Here is a 19,542-nt window from a genome sequence, read left to right on the forward strand (position 1 = left end):
AGAGCGTGCTGAAATCAGTCGCGCAGCAGCTCGTTGATACCCGTTTTTGAACGCGTCTTGGCGTCTACGCGTTTTACGATCACGGCGCAGTACAGGTTGATGCCGTTTTTCGACGGCATCGAACCGGCCACAACAACCGAATAGGGCGGCACTTCGCCATACATCACTTCGCCGGTCTCGCGGTCTACGATCTTGGTCGACTGGCCGATGAACACGCCCATGCCCAGAACCGAGCCTTCGCGCACGATGCAGCCTTCAACGACTTCCGAGCGTGCGCCGATGAAGCAGTTGTCTTCGATGATGGTCGGACCGGCTTGCATGGGCTCCAGCACGCCACCGATTCCAACACCGCCCGACAGGTGCACGTTCTTGCCGATCTGCGCACAGCTGCCCACCGTTGCCCAAGTGTCGACCATGGTGCCTTCATCAACGTGAGCACCAAGGTTCACGAAAGACGGCATCAGGACCACGCCCGGCGCGATATAGGCTGACTTGCGCACGACAGCGTTCGGCACGGCGCGGAAGCCTGCGGCCTTCCACTGATTATCGCCCCAGCCTTTGAACTTGCTGTCGACCTTGTCCCACCAGCCGCCGCCTTGCGGGCCGCCGGATTGTTCTTCCATATCTTTGATGCGGAAGCCCAGCAGAACCGCCTTCTTGGCCCATTGGTTCACATGCCAGTCACCGCTTTCCAGCTTCTCGGCCACGCGAAGCTTGCCGCTGTCCAGCGCGTTCAGCGTGTCTTCGATGGCTTCGCGGGTTTCGCCGGTGGTGGCGGGGGTGATCGTGTCGCGCGCCTCCCAGGCGGCTTCGATGGCGGCTTCCAATTGGGCGTTCGACATGTCGGTATCTCCGTAGGCGCGTGAATGTTCCACAAGGCCTATAAGGCCCACGTCCCCTTTTCGCAATGAAGTTTGAGCCCGGTATGCCCAACTGCGGCGACGCGCATGTCCCATGCGACTTTTTCATCGCGCGAAGGTGTTCACGTGGCTCTGGCCCTTACGGCTTAAAGCCGTTACCCCTTGAGTAAAGACGTTAACGTGACAGGACCAGTTTCATGAAAGATGACCGCAACCACCCGCTTCGCGACAGCCATCAGGACCGCGAGGCCGCTCACCAGACGCCCGACACCCCACAGACCCGCGCACCTGCCTATAAGCTGGCCTTTGACGATCTGGATTTCCTCTGCCGGGACGAGCTGCGTCCGGTCCGTTTGCAACTGGAACTTTTGAAGCCCGAGCTGATGATGCAGGAATATGGTGTGGAAAGCACCGTGGTCCTGTTCGGCGGCGCGCGCATTCCCGAGCCTGCCAAGAAAGACACCGCTCGTACGCAAACGTTGGCGGATCTGTCCAAATTCTATGACGAAGCACGCGAGTTTGCCCGGCTGATGACCCTGCGCTCGAAGGTGAACAATCACCGTGAAAACGTTGTCGTCACAGGCGGTGGCCCCGGCGTGATGGAAGCGGGTAACCGCGGCGCAGAAGACGCGGGCGGCGTGTCGATCGGTCTGAACATCGTGCTTCCTCACGAACAGGCTCCGAATGAATATGTCACGCCCGACCTGTGCTTCAACTTCCACTATTTCGCCATCCGCAAGATGCATTTCCTGATGCGCGCCGAGGCCATCGCCATCTTCCCCGGCGGTTTCGGCACGCTGGACGAGCTGTTCGAATCTCTGACCCTGATCCAGACGGGTCGCATGAAAAAGGTTCCGATCCTGCTGTTCGGGCGCGAGTTCTGGACCAAAATCGTGAACTGGGAAGCGCTGTCAGATGCCGGAACCATCAGCGCCGAGGATCTGGACCTGTTCAAATTCGTCGAAACCGCACAGGAAGCGGTGGACGCCATCGACAACTGGCCGAATGCCGAAGCACGTGATGCATTGCCGGGCAGATAGAGCGGGGGATTTTGGCCGAGTTGACTAGAAATTCGGATCAAGCCTTGCCTGATTGCATACTACTGAGTGACTTTTGTTAAAGTGGGTTCAGTAATCGCTTGGGGGGCGTATGCCGGTATTCATTTCACCAACGACTGCACAGGTGCTCGATCCTGCCTTCTGGGCAGGGCTAACCATCGACGACAACAGTACCTTTGACGCGACGGGCGTTGATAATGCCTATCAAATTGTGATGACCGCCACGGGGATCGCGATCACCAACACCACCACTGGCGTCGTGACCAGCTTTACCAATGCCGACCTTGGCGGAGGGGCGTTCAGCAATTTCGTGGCCTTTCGCGCCAATGATGCTGATACCAATGTCAGTGGCTCGGTGGGGCTGGACAGTTTCGGATATGTCGGCGGCTCGGGCGACGACACTTTCACCGACAGCGGCTCAGATGGTGGCTCCATCCAAGGGGGCGAGGGCGATGACACGCTGGTTGGCGGTTCGGGCAACAACGAAATTCAGGGCGGCGCGGGCAATGACACGCTGATAGGTGGCGGCGGCAATGACAACCTTTTGGGAGGGGCCGGTCAGGATACGCTCATTGGCGGAACCAGCTCGGGCACTCTGATTGGCGGCGACGGGGCCGACACGATCTATGTCGGCGAGAACACCACCTTTGTGGATGGCGGAAACGGCAACGACGTCATGATCCTTCCCGAGGGATCGACATTTTCTCCTTTTAGCCCCGGCAGTCAAAACGGCAGCATCACCCTACCTAACGGCAACGTCATCACCTATATCAGCATCGCGGAAGACAATATTTCGGTCGCATGCTTTGCCGCCGGAACTTGTCTGCAAACCCCTACCGGCCCCGTTGCGGTCGAAGACATTCAAGTGGGGCAACTGGTCGACACGCTGGATTTCGGCCCGCTACCTGTGCGCTGGATTGGCGTGCAGTCCGTCCCGGGCGAAGGTCGTTTCGCCCCCGTTCGCTTTGCGACGGACTCCATAGGCAACGACGCCCCGCTTTTCGTCTCGGCCCAACACCGGATGCTGATCGCGGATTGGCGGTGCGAACTTGTGACCGGCGAGCCCGAGGCGCTTTGCGCTGCCATCCACCTGTGCGATGGAGACGCCATTCAGCAGGTTCAGGTCGAGCGCATAACCTATTACCATATCATGTTCGACAGCCATCAGATCGTGTTCGCCAACGGCGCGCCATCCGAAAGCTTCTTTATAGGGGACTATCAATCACAGGCGGACGCTGCGACCTATGAGGAACTGATCACGCTGTTCCCTGAACTGAAAGATCATGATCACCCGACGCGTGTTCCAGCGCGTATGTTCCTGAAGCAATACGAAGCGCAGGCCATCGCTGCGCTTCACTGACCCACACAGGCCTTAGTTGAGCCCGGCTTCCGCCTCGATCTGCTTACGCGACTTGCGCGCACGCTCGGTCGCGGACTTCAACTGACCACAGGCTGCCATGATATCCTCGCCGCGGGTTTTGCGGATAGGGCTGGCGTATCCCGCCTGATAGATGATGTTGGCAAAGGCGCGGATGCGGTTGTTTGACGACCGCTTATAGGGCGCGCCGGGCCATTCGTTGAACGGGATCAGGTTGATTTTGGCGGGGATGTTGTGGCGCTTGATATGTTCGATCAGACGGTGCGCGTCTTCGTCCGAGTCATTCACGCCATCCAGCATCACGTATTCAAACGTGATCCGTTCGCTATTCGAAACCTTGGGATAGGCGGACAGTGCCCCCAGCAATTCCTCGATATTCCAGCGTTTGTTGATCGGAACCAGCACATCGCGCACGTCATCCGTGGTGGCGTGGAAGCTGATCGCCAGCAGACAGCCGATTTCCTCGGCGGTTCGGGCGATTTCCGGTACCACGCCAGAGGTCGATAGGGTGATCCGACGGCGCGACAGCTGAATGCCCTCGGCGTCCATTGCGATCTTCATCGCGTCGCGCACGTTGTCGAAGTTATAAAGCGGCTCGCCCATGCCCATCAGAACGATGTTCGACAGAAGGCGCGTTTCGTCCTTGGGTTCCCCGGGAACGGGCCATTCGTCCAGATCGTCGCGGGCCATCATCACCTGACCAATGATTTCACCAGCGGTCAGGTTGCGCACCAGTTTCTGGGTGCCGGTGTGGCAGAAAGAACAGGTCAGCGTGCAGCCGACTTGGCTGGAAATGCACAGTGTGCCGCGGCCTTCTTCGGGGATATAGACGACCTCGACCTCGTGACCGCCGGCGATGCGGCACAGGTACTTTCGGGTGCCGTCTTCCGACACCTGACGGGTCACGACCTCGGGAATTTCAATGGTGAAATGCTCGGCCAGTTGCGCGCGGTAGGCTTTGGCCAGATTGGTCATGTCGGCAAAGTCGCGTTTGCCCCACTGATAGATCCACTGCCAAATTTGGCCTGTGCGCATCTTGGCCTGCTTTTCGGGCGTGCCCATGTCGATCAACGCATCGCGCATCTGGTCACGCGTCATCCCGACAAGATTGCGCTTGTCGCTAGGCTCTTCTTTGCGGGGAAGAGTCATCACATCCTGAGTAATCGGGGCCTTGGGGTCCATGTCGCGTTCCTTACTGTGCAAGGCGGCAGCTTATAGGGAAACACATATAGCTTGTCACGCGAAGGTTTTCACCCCCGCGTGGCATAACGCGTCGATCAGTTCGGTTTAGTTGGTGCAGCGCTTCCCGGCTTCGTCCACCGCAGCGGTGAAGCCCAACAAGCTGAACGTGTCCTGCGTTTTGGTGCCGCGTGATGATTGCGCCGACAGAACCGCCTTTGCGCCGCCCTTCATCGCACTGATGATTTTTGCATCATCCGCGGGGCTGGCAGACCAAGCCCATTCACCGTCGGTGAACAATTGGAAGCTGTTGCTGCCGATGGTCAACCCCACGGTCGAGCCGGGCGCGAACGGATAGCCACCTGTGAACGACACTTCGCCCTTCACGTCGCTGCTGGGACGATAGCTGACAAATAGCAGGATATCGCTGCGTTTTACCGCAACGGCGCGGCCGTTTTTGGTGTTCACGGTTTCCTTCGGGCTGGAGACACTCCAGCACTCGGTCGGGTTATTCTCGACGAAAACGCTCCAATCGGTGTTCGCGGCCACCCGGTTCGAACTTTCCTGCGCCATTGCGCCTGCCGCTGCCACCGACAAGCCAAAGGCACCAATTGCACCTAAAATCAAACGATTCATGTCTAATACAGCCTCCGCTGCCTCTGCCTCGGACCTTTGCGCTGTCCCCGGCCATCTTAAGTGGCCCTTGACCAGAACGCTCAGGTCGTTTCCATGTCTGCACGCGCAGTTTAGCGTCAAAAGACAGGGTAATGAAAGCCCCGGCGGCGGATTTCCGCGTGTTTTCGGGCCGAAGGAGAGCGATATGAGTAAGGCGGAACGTCTGGTCGAGGTCTGGCGCGGCGGCATTTTGGAAAGCCAGCACCGGGGACATGCGGTTGTGGTCGATAAAACCGGCGCGATTGTGCATGCATGGGGCGACCCGGATCAGGTGATCTTGCCGCGCTCGTCGGCGAAGATGTTGCAAGCGCTGCCGTTGGTGGAAAGCGGGGCTGCGGATGCGGCTGGGCTGACCACGGAACAGCTTGCCCTGTCCTGTGCCAGCCACCAAGGCGCGGCCATCCACACCGAGCGCGTGTCGCGGTGGTTGTCGGATATGGGTTTGGGCAATGACGACCTGCGCTGTGGTCCGCAATGGCCTGATGATAAGCCTGCCAAAGTTGGCCTGATCAAAACCGACGATAGCCCCTGCCGCATTCACAACAACTGCTCGGGCAAGCACGCTGGGTTCCTGACACTTAGCCGCCATATGGGGGTAAGTGACCCGGATTATGTGGACGCGGATCACCCAATTCAAGTGGCGATCAAGCAAGCGTTTGAAGAAGTCACGGGCGAGGTCAGTCCCGGTTACGGTATCGACGGTTGCTCTGCCCCGAACCACGCCAGCACCCTTTTGGGCATGGGGCGCGCGATGGCCGGGTTCGCCGCTGCAAAGGAAAGTGGCGATGCTCGTCAGAAAGCATCGGTTCGTCTGCGTGAAGCAATGATGCTGCATCCCGATCTTGTCGCCGGTGAAACGCGCGCCTGCACCGAGCTTATGCGCTCGGCCCCCGGCAAAGTTGCGGTGAAAACCGGGGCCGAGGCGTTCTTTGTCGCGATTATCCCTGAACTTGAGATGGGCGTTGCGCTGAAGATCGAGGACGGTTCGACCCGGGCCTCGGAATGCGCGATCGCGGCGATCTTGGTGAAGTTGGGTGTGCTGGATCCAGCGCATCCGGATGTGAAGAAGCGTCTGAACCCGGATGTTTTGAATTTTGCGGGTCTGAACACGGGTTTCATACGCCCGTCCGAGACCGTTCTAGCGCTTTAAGCGCCCTATCAAACCAAGTCGGTGATCAGCTTCAACGCCATGGCGGATGAGGCGATCACCAGAAGGGGTTTGATCAACCGCGCGCCGATGCGGGACGCCAGCGACGACCCGACATAAGCGCCGGCCATTTGAGCTGCGCCCATTGCCAGCCCGATAACCCACAGCGGCGAGAGCACCAGCAAAAACCCAGCCAACCCGCCCACATTCGACGCGAAGTTCAGAAGCTTCGTGTGTGCCGTGGCTTTCAGGATGCCTTGGCCTGCCGTCGCAACGAAGGCGAGCATGAAAAACGCGCCCGTTCCGGGGCCAAGCAACCCATCGTAAAAGCCGATCAGAGGCACAAATGTCAGCGTGAACAAGGTCGGGGAAAGGCGCTGGTGGCGGTCTGCATCATCCAGTCCCGGTTTCAGCGCGAAAAACAGAGCGATTGCGACCATCAGGATGGGTAGGATCCAGCGGATCAATTCTAGCGGCAAAGCGTTGACGGACAGCGCCCCCAACAGCGCTGCGGCAAAGGACAGGACGGCGGGTTTTACCTGCCTGCGCAGGTTCACATGGCCCTCGCGGGCATATGTCACTGCTGCCATCCCTGCGCCAAACAGCCCTTGCACCTTGTTGGTGGCCAGCGCCGTGACCGGAGGTACTCCTGCGATCAAAAGCGCCGGGACTGTGATCAGGCCACCGCCCCCTGCGATACTGTCGATGAAGCCTGCCACGAAGCCAGCGGCTAGCAGGAACAGCAAGATTTCTGCCGAGAAATCAGCCATTTACGAAGTCTGACTTCGCAAAGCCTTGGATATAGAGAAGCGCCGTCAGGTCGCCATGATTGATGCGGATATCGCATTCTGCGGCGACGGATGGCTTGGCGTGCAGCGCAACTCCAGCGCCAGCAAGGCCTAGCATCCCAAGGTCATTGGCGCCGTCGCCCACGGCCATCACGTCGTCATGCGACAGGCCAAGGCGGGCGGTGATTTCTTTCAGCGCCTGCACTTTGGCTTCGCGGCCCAGAATGGGCATGCCCACCGTGCCGGTCAGCGCGCCACCCTCGACGTTCAGTGTGTTGGCGCGGTTCTCGTCAAAGCCCAGCGTGGCGGCGACATGGGCGGTGAAGGCTGTGAACCCGCCGGACACCAGCGCGGCATAGGCCCCGCCCGCCTTCATCGTCGCCAGCAGAGCCTTACCCCCCGGCATCAAAGTGATGCGATTGGCCAGCACGTCGTCAATGACGCTTTCGGGCAGACCTTTCAGAAGCCCAACCCGTTCGGTCAGCGCACCCTCAAAGTCCAGCTCTCCGTTCATTGCGCGCGCGGTGACGTCTTTGACGCGCTCACCTACACCGGCCTCGTCTGCCAATTCGTCGATGCATTCTTGCTGGATCATGGTCGAATCCATATCCGCCAGCAGCATCTTCTTCTTGCGCCCCTCGGCAGGCAAAACGATTAGATCGATGCCCAGTTTTTGCAGATCCTCCCAAACGTCCCAGCGATTGTCGGGCATGGCCTCCAGCGGAAATTCGGCCGCTTCGTCCGGGGCCAGCCAATCCGCGTCCCCTCCACCCCAAGCGTTACGCAGGTTTTCGACCAAAGCCGGTTCAAGATTGCGGGCAGATGGCGAGGCGATCAGCGTTACGATAAACATGGACGGGCCTTTGGGTGGTCATTTCAATTGCCCGTTTCATGCGCCACCTCGCGCCCGTTTCACAAGCGCAAATCCGCTAGACCCACGTAAAACCCGTGTTTCCAGCCGCGACGCAAGTTTCCGATAGTGGTCAAACGCGGCCCGTTTTCGACCCCTCGGGTGACAGTTCCGACATTTTTTTGCTTGTGCAGCGCGAAAACGCCCCTTACCACGGTCCGTGGGACACCCTTCCCCAACGAAGGGCATATATCTGCGAGGGTATCATGACTGATATTTCGAAACCGGCAGCGCGGCCGGAAAATCCGCGTTTTTCCTCTGGCCCCTGCGCCAAACCCCCCACATGGACACTTGATGCCTTGGCCGATGCCGCCTTGGGTCGCTCGCACCGTGCCGCCATCGGCAAGGACAAGCTGAAAGCGGCCATCGAAGGCACGCGCGAGGTTCTGGGCATCCCCGCTGATTACAAGATCGGCATCGTTCCCGCGTCAGACACCGGCGCGGTTGAAATGGCGCTGTGGTCGCTTCTGGGCGCCCGCAAGGTCGAGATGCTGGCATGGGAAAGCTTCGGCGCAGGCTGGGTCACCGATGTGGTGAAACAGTTGAAAATCGACGCCATCGCCAAAACCGCCGATTACGGCCAACTGCCTGATCTGGCCTCGGTCGATTTCGCCAATGACGTTGTTTTCACTTGGAACGGCACCACCTCGGGCGTGCGTGTTCCGAATGGTAACTGGATTGCGGATGACCGCGAAGGTTTGACCATCTGTGACGCGACCTCGGCCGCGTTTGCGATGGACCTGCCGTGGGACAAGTTGGATGTGACCACCTTCTCTTGGCAGAAAGTGCTGGGCGGCGAGGCTGCACACGGCATCCTGATCCTAAGTCCCCGCGCTGTTGAGCGTCTGGAAAGCTATACCCCTGCTTGGCCCCTGCCGAAGATCTTCCGCCTGACCAAAGGCGGCAAGCTGATCGAAGGCATCTTTACTGGTGCGACCATCAATACGCCATCGATGCTGGCGGTTGAGGACTATCTGTTTGCTCTCGATTGGGCGCGTTCGGTTGGCGGGCTGGAAGGTCTGATCAAACGTGCTGACGCCAACACCGCCGAAGTCACAAAATTCGTCGAGGCAACCGATTGGATCGAGTTCCTTGCAGAAGACGAAGCGACAAGTTCCAACACGTCTGTATGCGTTAAGTTCACTGACGACCGCATCAAAGATGGCGCTACTTTCGCGAAAGCCGTGGCCAAGCGTCTGGAAGCCGAAGGTGTGGCGCTGGATGTTGGCGCTTATCGTGACGCCCCTGCCGGTCTGCGCATTTGGTGTGGCGGTACGGTCGAAGCATCCGATGTGGCTGCGTTGATGCCGTGGCTCGATTGGGCGTTCAACGCCGAAATCGAAGCTCAGTAAGACATTTGCCTCGCGTGCTGATGCGCGAGGCCACCCCCATACATCTTTGTGAAAAGGACCAAACACATGGCCCCCAAAGTACTCGTATCCGACAAGCTTTCGGAAACCGCCGTTCAAATTTTCCGTGATCGTGGCATCGAAGTCGACTTCGAGCCGACCCTGGGCAAAGACAAAGACGCTTTGCTTGCTAAGATCGGGGAATATGACGGTTTGGCAATCCGCTCGGCCACCAAAGTCACCGATAAAATCCTTGAAGCCGCGACCAATCTGAAAGTCGTTGGACGCGCCGGCATCGGTACCGACAACGTAGACAAAGTTGCTGCCTCGAAGGCTGGTGTGATCGTGATGAATACGCCATTCGGCAACATGATCACCACCGCCGAACACGCGATTGCGATGATGTTCGCCGTGGCGCGTCAGATCCCCGAGGCCTCGGCGTCGACCCATGCAGGCAAGTGGGAAAAGTCCAAATTCATGGGTGTTGAGCTGACCAACAAGACGCTGGGCGTCATTGGTGCGGGCAACATTGGTGGGATCGTGTGCGACCGTGCGCTTGGCCTGAAAATGAAAGTGGTCGCCTATGACCCCTTCCTGTCGGAAGAGAAAGCCGACAGCATGGGCGTTGAGAAGGTCGAGTTGGACGAGCTGTTGGCTCGCGCTGACTTCATCACCTTGCACGTGCCGCTGATCGACGCGACCAAGAACATCCTAAGCCGAGAGAACCTGCTGAAAACCAAGGCCGGTGTGCGGATCATCAACTGTGCCCGCGGCGGTTTGGTGGACGAAGAAGCTTTGGCCGACCTGCTGAAATCGGGTCACGTGGCCGGTGCGGCCTTCGACGTGTTCGCCGAAGAGCCCGCGACTGAAAACCCGCTGTTCAACCTGCCCAACGTGGTCTGTACGCCGCACCTTGGCGCGGCAACGACTGAAGCGCAGGAAAACGTGGCGTTGCAGGTGGCGGAACAGATGTCGGATTACCTGCTGACAGGTGCCGTTCAGAACGCGCTGAACATGCCGTCTGTGACTGCTGAAGAAGCTAAGGTCATGGGTCCGTGGATCAAACTGGCCGAGCATCTGGGTGCCTTCGTTGGTCAGATGACCGACGAGCCGATCAAGGCTGTGAACATCCTTTACGATGGTGTTGCGTCCGAGATGAACCTGAAGGCTCTGGATTGCGCCGTTATTGCAGGTTTGATGAAGCCGCAAACGCCTGACGTAAACATGGTGTCGGCACCTGTTGTTGCGGCTGATCGCGGCATCAAGACCTCGACCACCACGCAGGCCAAAGGCGGCACGTTTGATGGTTACATCAAAGTGACCGTGGTGACCGAAAACCGTGAGCGTTCTATCGCAGGGACAGTCTTCTCGGATGGCAAACCGCGTTTCATCCAGATCAAAGGCATCAATATCGACGCCGAGATCGGAAACCACATGCTGTACACAACCAACGACGATGTGCCGGGCATCATTGGTATGTTGGGAAAAACCATGGGGGAGAACGGTGTGAACATCGCCAACTTTACCCTGGGCCGTAAGGAAACCGGAGGCGACGCGATTGCGCTGCTTTACGTGGACAACCCGATCCCCGAGCCGATCCTGAAAAAGCTGCGCGATACTGGCATGTTCAATACGGTCAGCCCGCTTGAGTTCGACGTTTAAGTCATAGAGAAAAGCGAAAAGCCCCGGAATTCCGGGGCTTTTCTTGTTTATGGATCACTCTGCGTCGAGCAAGCCAGATTTGAACAGAATGCCCGCCACAATAGCGCCCAGCACCGGGGCAACGATGAACAGCCACAACTGGCTAAGGGCGTGACCACCTGCGAACAGGGCAGGGCCAAACGATCGCGCTGGGTTCACTGATACGCCTGTGACGTTGATGCCAACCAGGTGGATCACGACCAGGGTCAGGCCAATGGCCATGCCAGCCACGGCGGTGGGAGCTCCGGCCCCGGTTGATCCAAGGATCACAACGACAAACAGAAAAGTCGCAACCAATTCGAACACAAATGCTGCGGTCATATTGTACTCGCCCAGATACCCGGTGCCCCAACCGTTTTGACCAAGGCCTGATGTCGAGACGTCGTATCCACCACCTTTACCGGTTGCGATGATGTAGAGGATTGCGGCCCCAGAGACGGCCCCTGCAATTTGGGCAAGGATGTACGTCAAAGCCTTGGCGCTGGGCAAACGTCCGGCAATCACGGCACCGATGGTCACTGCCGGGTTGATATGACAACCGGACACGCTGCCGATCCCATAGGCCATGCCAATCAGGGCAAGGCCGAAGGCAAAGCTGATGCCGGTCAGGCCGATGTCGGCACCCGCGATGACGGCGGCACCACATCCGAATAGCACCAAGGTCATGGTGCCAATAAACTCTGCTACTGCATGTTTCATAAGAAAAATTCACTCGTCCATTACTCTTGTCTGATCCTATTCTGCGCTGGACAAACGCGGTGGTCGCGAGGAATTTTGCAACAACGAAACCCATATGTGGAACAAGCATCATGCGCGCCTATGCGATCGGAGACATTCACGGCCATCTGGACAAGCTAGAAATGGCGCATGCGTTGATCGCCGAAGATCGCGCGCGCTGTGGCGATACAGATGCGCCTGTGGTGCATATCGGCGACCTTGTGGACCGTGGCCCGGACAGCAAAGGCGTGATCGAGTATCTGATCGCGGGACAGGCGCGCGGCGAGAACTGGGTGGTGCTGAAAGGCAATCACGACCGGATGATGGGGATGTTCCTGCGCGAACAGCCCATGGTCGATACCCAACTTCTGTATGATTACAATTGGCTACACACACGGATCGGCGGGATCGAAACGCTGGCCAGCTATGGGGTCGAGGTGCCCGAAGGCATCCGTACCTATCAGCTGCATCCCAAGGCCCGCGCAGCCGTGCCCGAAAACCATCGGGACTATCTGGCGAGCCTGCCGTCGCACTATCAGTTGGGCGATCTGTATTTTGCCCATGCGGGCATACGTCCGGGTGTGCCCTTGGATCAGCAGACCGAGGACGACCTGTGCTGGATCCGCAAGGAGTTCCACCAATCCAACGCCGATCACGGCCCTCTGATCGTGCACGGTCACACGCCTGTGGACGCAGTCACGCACTATGACAACCGCTTGAACATCGACACTGGGGCAGGGCACGGGAAAGCCATCTCGGCCGTGGTGATCGAGGGTCGGGATGCGTGGCTGCTTGGCCCGGATGGGCGGCAAGAGATCTTGCGTTAGGGCTTACTCGGCCGCGAAGGCAGCGCGTGAACGCGTAACATCCGGGTGCCGTTCGGCTGCCCAGAACAGCAGCGGCTTTAGGTGGCCACACAGCTCTTCACCCAAACCCGTCAGCGCATAGGTGACGGAAACCGGAGGCCCCGCGTCCACGGTGCGGGTCAGATACCCGTCACGTTCCATTTTGCGAAGGTTCTCGGTCAGCACGCGCTGGGTGATGTCACCAACCTCGCGCTTCAATGCGCCAAACCGAAGGGGATCGTCTTCCAGCGCGAAGATGATCAGCATCTGCCATTTGCCTGTAACTTGCGACAGAACCTGCCGGACCGGGCAGTTGTCGGCCTCGTCTTTCGTAAGGGCGGTTACTTTGACCATACCTAGTTCCTAAATAGTGCGTAATTGATACTTGGTTCAAAAATAATACCTACTCGGATCAGAGAGAACAACTGATTCGAAAGGACTTCGAAATGACCCCGACTGAAACCGTACTTGCCGCGCTGACTGCCCTGTTTGTGGACTTCGATCCGGATGCTGCCGGGAAGCTGTTGAAAGAGGGCTATATCCAGCACAATCCCGCCGTTCCCACCGGTGCGGCCCCCATCTTGGGCTTCCTGCCGGCCTTGAAAGAAAGTGGCTTGAACGCCGATGTGCACCGCGTGATCTCCGAGGGCGATCTGGTGGTTCTGCACTCGACCTATAACAACGCACAGGCCTTTGGTGGTGATACTCTGGTGGCGTTTGATGTGTTTCGCGTCGCAGACGGCAAATTGGCCGAGCATTGGGACAACCTGTAAGCCGCTGTGCCTGCAGATCAGACCGTATCGGGTAACTCGATGACTGACGGTGTGACCCAGGTGACGGACAAGGAAAAGACCGCCGAAAATAAAGCATTGGTCGAAGGGTTCCTTGCAGATGTGCTTTACGGTGCAGCGCCTGAAAAGATCACCGACTACATCTCGACCGAGACCTATATCCAGCATAACCCGATGGTGGGCAACGGGCTGGACGGGCTGGGCGCTGCGATCCAAGCGATGGCGGAATCCGGCAACGCGATGAAATATGAAGAGACCCATATGGTTGTCGCCGATGGCAACTTCGTCTTCACCGCGTCTGAAGGGAAACTGGGTACACAAGACACCGCGTTCTTCGACCTGTTCCGCGTGGGCGATGGCAAGATTGTCGAGCACTGGGACACGATCTCCGAGATCCCTGCCGAAATGGCGCATGAGAACGGCAAGTTCTAAGTATCGCAACTGAATGGCTCCGGCACATCGCCGGGGTCATTTCACTTCTGGGACTTCACGAGCGCCAGTTCAGCCTTCAACTTCGCCACTTCTTTTTGCAGCTCAAGCGTATAGTTGTCCGTTGCCTCGTTAGCGACCTGCACCGGGATCAGCGCCGGTATGTATTTGGGGCAGTTCCAATCCAGCGCGACAACATCTATGACCAGCAGGCGCTGGGCCGGGACGCCTTCAAGCGAGAACTGGCTGACAATGTCCTGATCCGCATCTTCAAGCGAAAGCAGGCTTGCGCGGCCCTGAATTTTCAATCGCGCACGGTTCATGTAATCCATTAGGAACAGCGACACGCGCGGGTCGTCCGCCACATGGCCCATCGTGATGAACTGCCGATTGCCGACGTAATCGAGACATGCCAGCCTATTGGACCCAATCGCACGCAGAAAGCCCGGAGGGCCTCCGCGATGTTGGACATAGGGCCAACCGTCCGGACTTACACTGGCGATATAGAAACTTTCCCGCGATTGGATAAACCGCAGATCGTCCGGTCCAAGCTCTTTCTGGGTACGCCGCGGATAGACCGCCATGTATTTGTCGTGGCTGCCCTCGTCTTTTTGCAGGTCAGCGACTTTGCCGCGGAACATCAGGTCTGCATAGTTTTCCATCGGCACACTCCTTTTTGCGTTAAAGAAGAATAGCAAACCGGCGCGGGACGACGCATGTAGACTTTCGTGCATACGCAAGCGTGAACGAAAAAGCCCCGGTGTTTCCACCGGGGCTTTCGAACTTGAAGTTAGAGCGACAGATTAATCGTCAGCATCTTCTTTCTTTTTCTTCGGCTCAGGAGCAACCTCTTCGCCGGTTTCCTGATCGACCACTTTCATCGACAGGCGAACCTTGCCGCGGTCGTCGAAGCCAAGCAGTTTGACTTTGACTTCTTGTCCTTCCTTCAGAACGTCCGAAGGATGGTTCAGGCGGCGGTTTTCGATCTGGGATACGTGCACAAGGCCGTCGCGCTTGCCGAAGAAGTTCACGAAGGCGCCGAAGTCGACGATCTTCACGACCTTACCGGTGTAAATCGCGCCTTCTTCCGGCTCGGCGACGATCGAGTGGATCATCTCGTAAGCCTTGGCGATGGCGTCGCCGTTGGGCGATGCGATCTTGATCACGCCGTCGTCGTTGATGTCGACCTTAGCGCCCGATACTTCAACGATTTCGCGGATGACCTTACCGCCCGAGCCGATCACTTCACGGATCTTGTCGGTTGGGATGTTCATGGTCTCGATGCGCGGTGCGTGTGCCGAGAATTCCTGACGGCCTTCTGATAGCGCTTTGTTCATCTCGTTCAAAATGTGCAGACGGCCTTCCTTGGCTTGTGCCAGGGCTTTCTCCATGATCTCGGGCGTGATGCCTGCGACCTTGATGTCCATCTGCAAGGACGTGATGCCGTCTTCGGTACCAGCCACTTTGAAGTCCATGTCACCCAGGTGATCTTCGTCACCCAGAATGTCGGTCAGAACAGCGTACGAACCGTCATCTTCCAGGATCAGACCCATAGCAACACCAGCTACCGGAGCTTTCAGCGGAACAGCGGCGTCCATCATGGACAGCGAACCACCGCAAACCGATGCCATCGAGGACGAGCCGTTCGACTCGGTGATCTCGGACACAACGCGGATGGTGTAAGGGAAGTCGGTCGGGGTCGGCAGAACGGCCTGCAGTGCACGCCATGCGAGCTTGCCGTGACCGATTTCACGACGACCGGTGAAACCAAAGCGACCAACTTCGCCGACCGAATAGGGCGGGAAGTTATAGTGCAGCATAAAGTTCGATTTGTAGGTGCCGGTCAGCGCGTCGATCATCTGTTCGTCGTCGCCGGTGCCCAGAGTTGTCACAACCAGACCTTGGGTCTCGCCGCGGGTGAACAAGGCCGAACCGTGCGTACGGGGCAGAATGCCTGCTTCCGATACGATCGGTCGCACGGTGTCCAGTGCGCGACCGTCGATACGCTTGCCGGTTTTCACGACGTCGCCGCGTACAACCGAGCTTTCCAGTTTCTTCAGAGCCGAACCAAGGTTCTCGTCTTCTTGCTGCTCTTCGGTCAGAGCGGCGACGATTTCCTCTTTGGCAGCGTTTACGGCTGCGACACGTTCTTGCTTGTCGGTATTGCCGTAAGCTGCGCGGATCTTGTCTTCGCCAACGGCTTTCACAGCGGCATAGAGGTCCGAATAGTCAGCAGGCTGGAAGTCGAACGGCTCTTTCGCAGCGTCTTCGGCCAGATCAATGATCAGGTCGATGACTGGCTGGATTTGCTCGTGCGCGAAGTTTACAGCGCCCAGCATTTCAGCTTCGGTCAGCTCGTAAGCTTCCGATTCCACCATCATCACGGCGTCTTTGGTGCCAGCCACAACAAGGTCCAGACGCTGGTCTGGGTTGTTGCGCAGCTGATGCATGTCGTCGCAAGTCGGGTTCAGAACGTATTCGCCGTCCTCAAAGCCAACACGTGCTGCACCGATCGGACCCATGAAGGGGGCGCCCGAAATGGTCAGAGCAGCCGAAGCAGCGATCATTGCAACGATGTCGGGATCGTTGACAAGGTCGTGCGACAGAACAGTACAGATCACCAGAACTTCGTTTTTGAAGCCGGGAACGAACAGCGGGCGGATCGGACGGTCGATCAGGCGCGAGGTCAGCGTCTCTTTTTCGGTCGGACGCGCTTCGCGTTTGAAGAAGCCACCGGGAATTTTACCAGCGGCATAGTATTTTTCGTTATAGTGAACCGTCAGCGGGAAGAAGTCCTGACCGGGCTTCTGTGCCTTCGCGAAGGTCACGTTGGCCATAACGGAAGTCTCGCCCAGAGTGGCGATGACTGTGCCGTCGGCCTGACGGGCAACCTTGCCCGTTTCCAGAGTGAGGGTTTCTTCGCCCCACTCCATCGTTTTTTTGGTTACGTCAAACATCATGTTTTCCTAGTTGGAAGCGCTCCCGGCCCTCCGGGTCTTCCGTTTTCATGGTGGCCCCATTGCCACCGACCCCTCTACCTTTTTCATGCGCCGGGGTCGAAGCGTCACGTCTCAGATGCGTGCGCCATACAGGAAAACAAGGGGTTTGGAAAGCAAAACCGTTAGCGCCTTTGTGGGTGCTGGCTGTGGCGGCGTCGCGGGTGTCTGGTGATGCCAAATGCCTTGCGAGCCGTGACAAGGCGCAGGTCTTCCGGGTCCATGCCCATGGACAGGATGGTTTCGCGGTCAAAGCGATCGCGTGCGACCTGCGCGTCATGCTTTGTTCCGAACAGCTTGTCGATCCAGCCCATACCGAAGCTGACGTGGAAGGTCGCCTCGTGGTCTTGGAAATGGTGGGCCAGATGCGATCTGGTGATCCGCCGTCCGAACCATCCTTTCGGCACGTTCAGATGGGCCAGAGTGTGGCAGTATTCGTAGAAGGTGAAGGCACTGACAGATCCAACGAACAGGGCCACATAAGCGAATAGTGCAGCCGGTCCCAACCCCAGAACGGGCCAGAGGGCAAGTGTATGTATCGCAAAGGATATCGTGCCGAACTTTAGCGCGTACCAGTGATCTCCGCCGGTGAAGAACTCGGGGTCATTGGGAAATTCGTGGTGGCCAATATGGCTGCGGTAAAGCTCGTTAAACACGCCTTGATCGGTGGGTGGCTCGCGGTGCAAAAGGAAACGGTGCATGGCGTATTCGACGAAGAACTGCGCCAGAATGCCATAGGCAATCGCAAGCAAAAGCCATGGTGAGAACCAGTTCACCAGCGCGACAAGGCCCAAAAGCCAGAACGGGGCCAGCCGGTGCAGGCTGCCCATATTCATCAGAATACGGATTGCTTCTTTCATTGGTGTCTCCTCCCACTGGATAGGCTGAGCGACGAATGCGAGTCATTTCAAGGAAAACCAAACGTAAAGCTGTGGCGGTGAGTTGCGGGAATATTTCGATTTTAATACATCTAATGGTTGACTTGGGCTGCGCAATTGCTTCACGCTTGATGCAGTTTCACCCGGTGACTGCCCCTTGTGGCAAAGACCCTCCAAGCTGCCAGAAAGCCTGCCAATGTCTAGATTTCTGACCCCTCTGCTGTGCCTGTTTTTTCTGGCCGTACCGGCGATGTCCCAGACCCACCAGCCTAAGGTCTTGGTGATCGGAGACAGTTTGATGGCGTGGCATAAGGCGTCTAATCGTTCGATTGGGGACATGCTGGAGCGCTATTTGAAAGAGCCGGTTGTAAATCGTTCAATTGGCGGTGCGCGCATCATGTACGAGCTGCCAATATCCGGTAGTATGGGAATGAAAATCAGCCGACAGTTCCGTGGTGGGCGTTGGGATTGGGTGGTCGTGAATGGCGGTGGCAATGACCTTTGGTTCGGGTGTGGCTGCAACAGATGTGGTCGCAACATCAACCTGATGGTCACGATCAACGGGCGTTACGGTTTCATGCCAGATTTGATCAACCGAATTCGGGCGACCGGTGCGCGGGTGATTGTGATCGGATATTTGCGGAGCCCGGGCGTCGACAGCTCGATCGAGCATTGCCGGGATGATGGTGATGCGTACGAGGCAAGGCTTGAGCACATGGCCCGCCAAATGAGTGGGGTCTATTTCATGTCCAACAAGGATCTTGTTCCGCACGGTGACAAGTCATTTCATACCAAAGACATGATCCATCCGTCGTTTAAAGGCAGTGCAATGATCGCCAAACGATTGGCATTGTTGATCAAGAAGCTGGATCGAAACAGGTAACCGGCCCTGCAATAAAAAACGCCCGCCTTTTGCAAGGCGGGCGTTTCTATTCGAGCGGTTCCGGTCTTAGCGACGCAGACCCAGACGCTTGATCAGGTCCTGATAGCGGGCTTCGTCTTTACCGCGCACATAGTCCAGCAGCTTACGGCGCTGGGCAACCATCTTCAAAAGGCCACGGCGACCGTGGTTGTCTTTCTTGTGGGTTTTGAAGTGCTCGGTCAGGGTCGCGATGCGCGACGACAGGATGGCAACCTGAACTTCGGGCGAACCGGTGTCGCCGTCTTTGGCGCCAAATTCTTTGATCAGGCGAGTTTTTTCTTCAACAGTGATCGACATCGGGGTCTCCTTCATAGGTTAGAGTGGATGGCGCAGGCCGGGATGTCGTCCAGCAAGGCCCGTGGAGATACCCGCCATTTTCAGACGGATGCGGGTGTCTAGAAGGATTCTGCGTCAAACGCAAAGGAAATCATTCACCGGGCGGCGAGACTTTGATTTCGTCGATGATCTGCGTCGCCCAGTCGCCCAGCACCGGGATAAAGTCGATGGATCCCAACATATATATGACCCAAGATACTAGGATGGTGGCGCCCAGTACGGATCCCAGGCCGAAAGCCAGGCCGCGATACAGTTGAAACAACCCCAGCTTGAACAGGCTGTCATGCAGGCGGATGAAGCGGTGGTTGTTCATGCGTTCGACCTCGGCCCGCAGGGCGCGCACTTCGGTGGAAAGCTGTTCCTCGCGCTGGGCTAGCGGGTCGGGTGCTTCACTGTCTTTATCTTGCATCACACAATCCTTGTTTAGCGGGGCAGGCCTGCCGTTAACGCTTTGTTAACTTTTGGTTTGATTAAACTTGTCCGCATATTCCGGTCGAAGAATGCGTGGTGTTTCATACATTCGCAAGCGGTGATCGTCATGATCGGGCTGATTGATGTGTTACCGGAACTAACGGGCGGCGTA

At 57.7% G+C, this 19,542-nt stretch carries 21 protein-coding genes; 9 read left to right on the forward strand and 12 right to left on the reverse strand.

The window, feature by feature from the left end; all coding sequences use genetic code 11:
- Positions 1-14: 14 nt before the first annotated feature.
- Positions 15-842 carry a 2,3,4,5-tetrahydropyridine-2,6-dicarboxylate N-succinyltransferase gene (dapD, locus tag ACXAH3_RS08995; protein WP_474861736.1) on the reverse strand — a complete coding sequence of 276 codons (828 nt, stop codon included), beginning with the start codon at positions 840-842 and terminating at the stop codon, positions 15-17.
- Between the two features lie 215 nt (positions 843-1,057).
- Here dapD and ACXAH3_RS09000 point away from each other — a divergent pair, with 215 nt between their 5' ends.
- Together ACXAH3_RS09000 and ACXAH3_RS09005 are read left to right on the forward strand one after the other, a co-directional pair.
- The gene (locus ACXAH3_RS09000) at positions 1,058-1,900 is read left to right on the forward strand and encodes an LOG family protein (RefSeq protein ID WP_474861737.1); all 843 of its coding nucleotides are present in this window, start codon (positions 1,058-1,060) and stop codon (positions 1,898-1,900) included.
- A 109-nt stretch (positions 1,901-2,009) separates the two neighbouring features.
- The gene (locus ACXAH3_RS09005; RefSeq protein WP_474861738.1) at positions 2,010-3,278 is read left to right on the forward strand and encodes a Hint domain-containing protein; all 1,269 of its coding nucleotides are present in this window, start codon (positions 2,010-2,012) and stop codon (positions 3,276-3,278) included.
- 12 nt (positions 3,279-3,290) lie between these two features.
- On the opposite strand, the gene rlmN is transcribed toward ACXAH3_RS09005, so the two are convergent.
- Complete coding sequence (rlmN, locus tag ACXAH3_RS09010; protein WP_474861739.1) at positions 3,291-4,478, reverse strand: dual-specificity RNA methyltransferase RlmN; 1,188 nt, start codon at positions 4,476-4,478, stop codon at positions 3,291-3,293.
- Positions 4,479-4,583: 105 nt separating this feature from the next.
- On the reverse strand, positions 4,584-5,111 hold the full coding sequence (locus ACXAH3_RS09015) for an invasion associated locus B family protein (protein WP_474861740.1): 528 nt from the start codon (positions 5,109-5,111) through the stop codon (positions 4,584-4,586).
- Positions 5,112-5,295: 184 nt separating this feature from the next.
- On the opposite strand from ACXAH3_RS09015, the gene ACXAH3_RS09020 reads away from it, so the two are divergent.
- The gene (locus ACXAH3_RS09020; protein ID WP_474861741.1) at positions 5,296-6,300 is read left to right on the forward strand and encodes an asparaginase; all 1,005 of its coding nucleotides are present in this window, start codon (positions 5,296-5,298) and stop codon (positions 6,298-6,300) included.
- Positions 6,301-6,308: 8 nt separating this feature from the next.
- Here the strand turns inward: ACXAH3_RS09020 and ACXAH3_RS09025 are convergent, their stop codons facing one another.
- Together ACXAH3_RS09025 and serB are read right to left on the reverse strand one after the other, a co-directional pair.
- A complete protein-coding gene (locus ACXAH3_RS09025; protein ID WP_474861742.1) occupies positions 6,309-7,067 on the reverse strand; it encodes a TSUP family transporter in 759 nt (252 codons plus the stop codon).
- Positions 7,060-7,938, reverse strand: coding sequence for a phosphoserine phosphatase SerB (gene serB, locus ACXAH3_RS09030; RefSeq protein ID WP_474861743.1), 879 nt, complete (start codon positions 7,936-7,938; stop codon positions 7,060-7,062). Before serB ends, ACXAH3_RS09025 begins: the two co-directional genes overlap by 8 nt.
- A 263-nt stretch (positions 7,939-8,201) precedes the next feature.
- Between serB and ACXAH3_RS09035 the strand changes: the two genes are divergently transcribed.
- Together ACXAH3_RS09035 and serA are read left to right on the forward strand one after the other, a co-directional pair.
- Positions 8,202-9,347, forward strand: a complete 1,146-nt coding sequence (locus ACXAH3_RS09035) for a phosphoserine transaminase (RefSeq protein ID WP_474861744.1) — start codon at positions 8,202-8,204, stop codon at positions 9,345-9,347.
- A 66-nt stretch (positions 9,348-9,413) separates the two neighbouring features.
- Positions 9,414-11,006: a phosphoglycerate dehydrogenase gene (serA, locus tag ACXAH3_RS09040; protein WP_474861745.1), complete on the forward strand. Its 1,593-nt coding sequence runs from the start codon at positions 9,414-9,416 to the stop codon at positions 11,004-11,006.
- 54 nt (positions 11,007-11,060) lie between these two features.
- Here the strand turns inward: serA and ACXAH3_RS09045 are convergent, their stop codons facing one another.
- Positions 11,061-11,744 (reverse strand): aquaporin, encoded by a 684-nt coding sequence (locus ACXAH3_RS09045; RefSeq protein ID WP_474861746.1) that lies wholly within the window; start codon positions 11,742-11,744, stop codon positions 11,061-11,063.
- 110 nt (positions 11,745-11,854) lie between these two features.
- On the opposite strand from ACXAH3_RS09045, the gene ACXAH3_RS09050 reads away from it, so the two are divergent.
- Complete coding sequence (locus ACXAH3_RS09050) at positions 11,855-12,589, forward strand: metallophosphoesterase (protein ID WP_474861747.1); 735 nt, start codon at positions 11,855-11,857, stop codon at positions 12,587-12,589.
- A gap of 3 nt (positions 12,590-12,592) precedes the next feature.
- Here the strand turns inward: ACXAH3_RS09050 and ACXAH3_RS09055 are convergent, their stop codons facing one another.
- Positions 12,593-12,961 carry a winged helix-turn-helix transcriptional regulator gene (locus ACXAH3_RS09055; RefSeq protein ID WP_474861748.1) on the reverse strand — a complete coding sequence of 123 codons (369 nt, stop codon included), beginning with the start codon at positions 12,959-12,961 and terminating at the stop codon, positions 12,593-12,595.
- Between the two features lie 92 nt (positions 12,962-13,053).
- Between ACXAH3_RS09055 and ACXAH3_RS09060 the strand changes: the two genes are divergently transcribed.
- Together ACXAH3_RS09060 and ACXAH3_RS09065 are read left to right on the forward strand one after the other, a co-directional pair.
- A complete protein-coding gene (locus ACXAH3_RS09060; protein WP_474861749.1) occupies positions 13,054-13,380 on the forward strand; it encodes a nuclear transport factor 2 family protein in 327 nt (108 codons plus the stop codon).
- Positions 13,381-13,386: 6 nt separating this feature from the next.
- A complete protein-coding gene (locus ACXAH3_RS09065) occupies positions 13,387-13,830 on the forward strand; it encodes a nuclear transport factor 2 family protein (RefSeq protein ID WP_474861750.1) in 444 nt (147 codons plus the stop codon).
- Positions 13,831-13,871: 41 nt separating this feature from the next.
- On the opposite strand, the gene ACXAH3_RS09070 is transcribed toward ACXAH3_RS09065, so the two are convergent.
- From ACXAH3_RS09070 to ACXAH3_RS09080, 3 genes are all read right to left on the reverse strand, one after another.
- Positions 13,872-14,489: a pyridoxamine 5'-phosphate oxidase family protein gene (locus tag ACXAH3_RS09070; RefSeq protein WP_474861751.1), complete on the reverse strand. Its 618-nt coding sequence runs from the start codon at positions 14,487-14,489 to the stop codon at positions 13,872-13,874.
- 141 nt (positions 14,490-14,630) lie between these two features.
- A complete protein-coding gene (pnp, locus tag ACXAH3_RS09075) occupies positions 14,631-16,784 on the reverse strand; it encodes a polyribonucleotide nucleotidyltransferase (RefSeq protein ID WP_474861752.1) in 2,154 nt (717 codons plus the stop codon).
- A gap of 164 nt (positions 16,785-16,948) precedes the next feature.
- Positions 16,949-17,683 carry a sterol desaturase family protein gene (locus ACXAH3_RS09080; RefSeq protein ID WP_474861753.1) on the reverse strand — a complete coding sequence of 245 codons (735 nt, stop codon included), beginning with the start codon at positions 17,681-17,683 and terminating at the stop codon, positions 16,949-16,951.
- A gap of 214 nt (positions 17,684-17,897) precedes the next feature.
- On the opposite strand from ACXAH3_RS09080, the gene ACXAH3_RS09085 reads away from it, so the two are divergent.
- Positions 17,898-18,584: an SGNH/GDSL hydrolase family protein gene (locus ACXAH3_RS09085; RefSeq protein WP_474861754.1), complete on the forward strand. Its 687-nt coding sequence runs from the start codon at positions 17,898-17,900 to the stop codon at positions 18,582-18,584.
- 66 nt (positions 18,585-18,650) lie between these two features.
- Here the strand turns inward: ACXAH3_RS09085 and rpsO are convergent, their stop codons facing one another.
- Both rpsO and ACXAH3_RS09095 read right to left on the reverse strand, forming a co-directional pair.
- A complete protein-coding gene (gene rpsO, locus ACXAH3_RS09090; RefSeq protein ID WP_474861755.1) occupies positions 18,651-18,920 on the reverse strand; it encodes a 30S ribosomal protein S15 in 270 nt (89 codons plus the stop codon).
- Between the two features lie 130 nt (positions 18,921-19,050).
- Positions 19,051-19,368: a DUF5665 domain-containing protein gene (locus tag ACXAH3_RS09095; RefSeq protein WP_474861756.1), complete on the reverse strand. Its 318-nt coding sequence runs from the start codon at positions 19,366-19,368 to the stop codon at positions 19,051-19,053.
- Between the last annotated feature and the right edge of the window lie 174 nt (positions 19,369-19,542).

The organism is Aliiroseovarius sp. ABM4_368 (assembly GCF_056161205.1).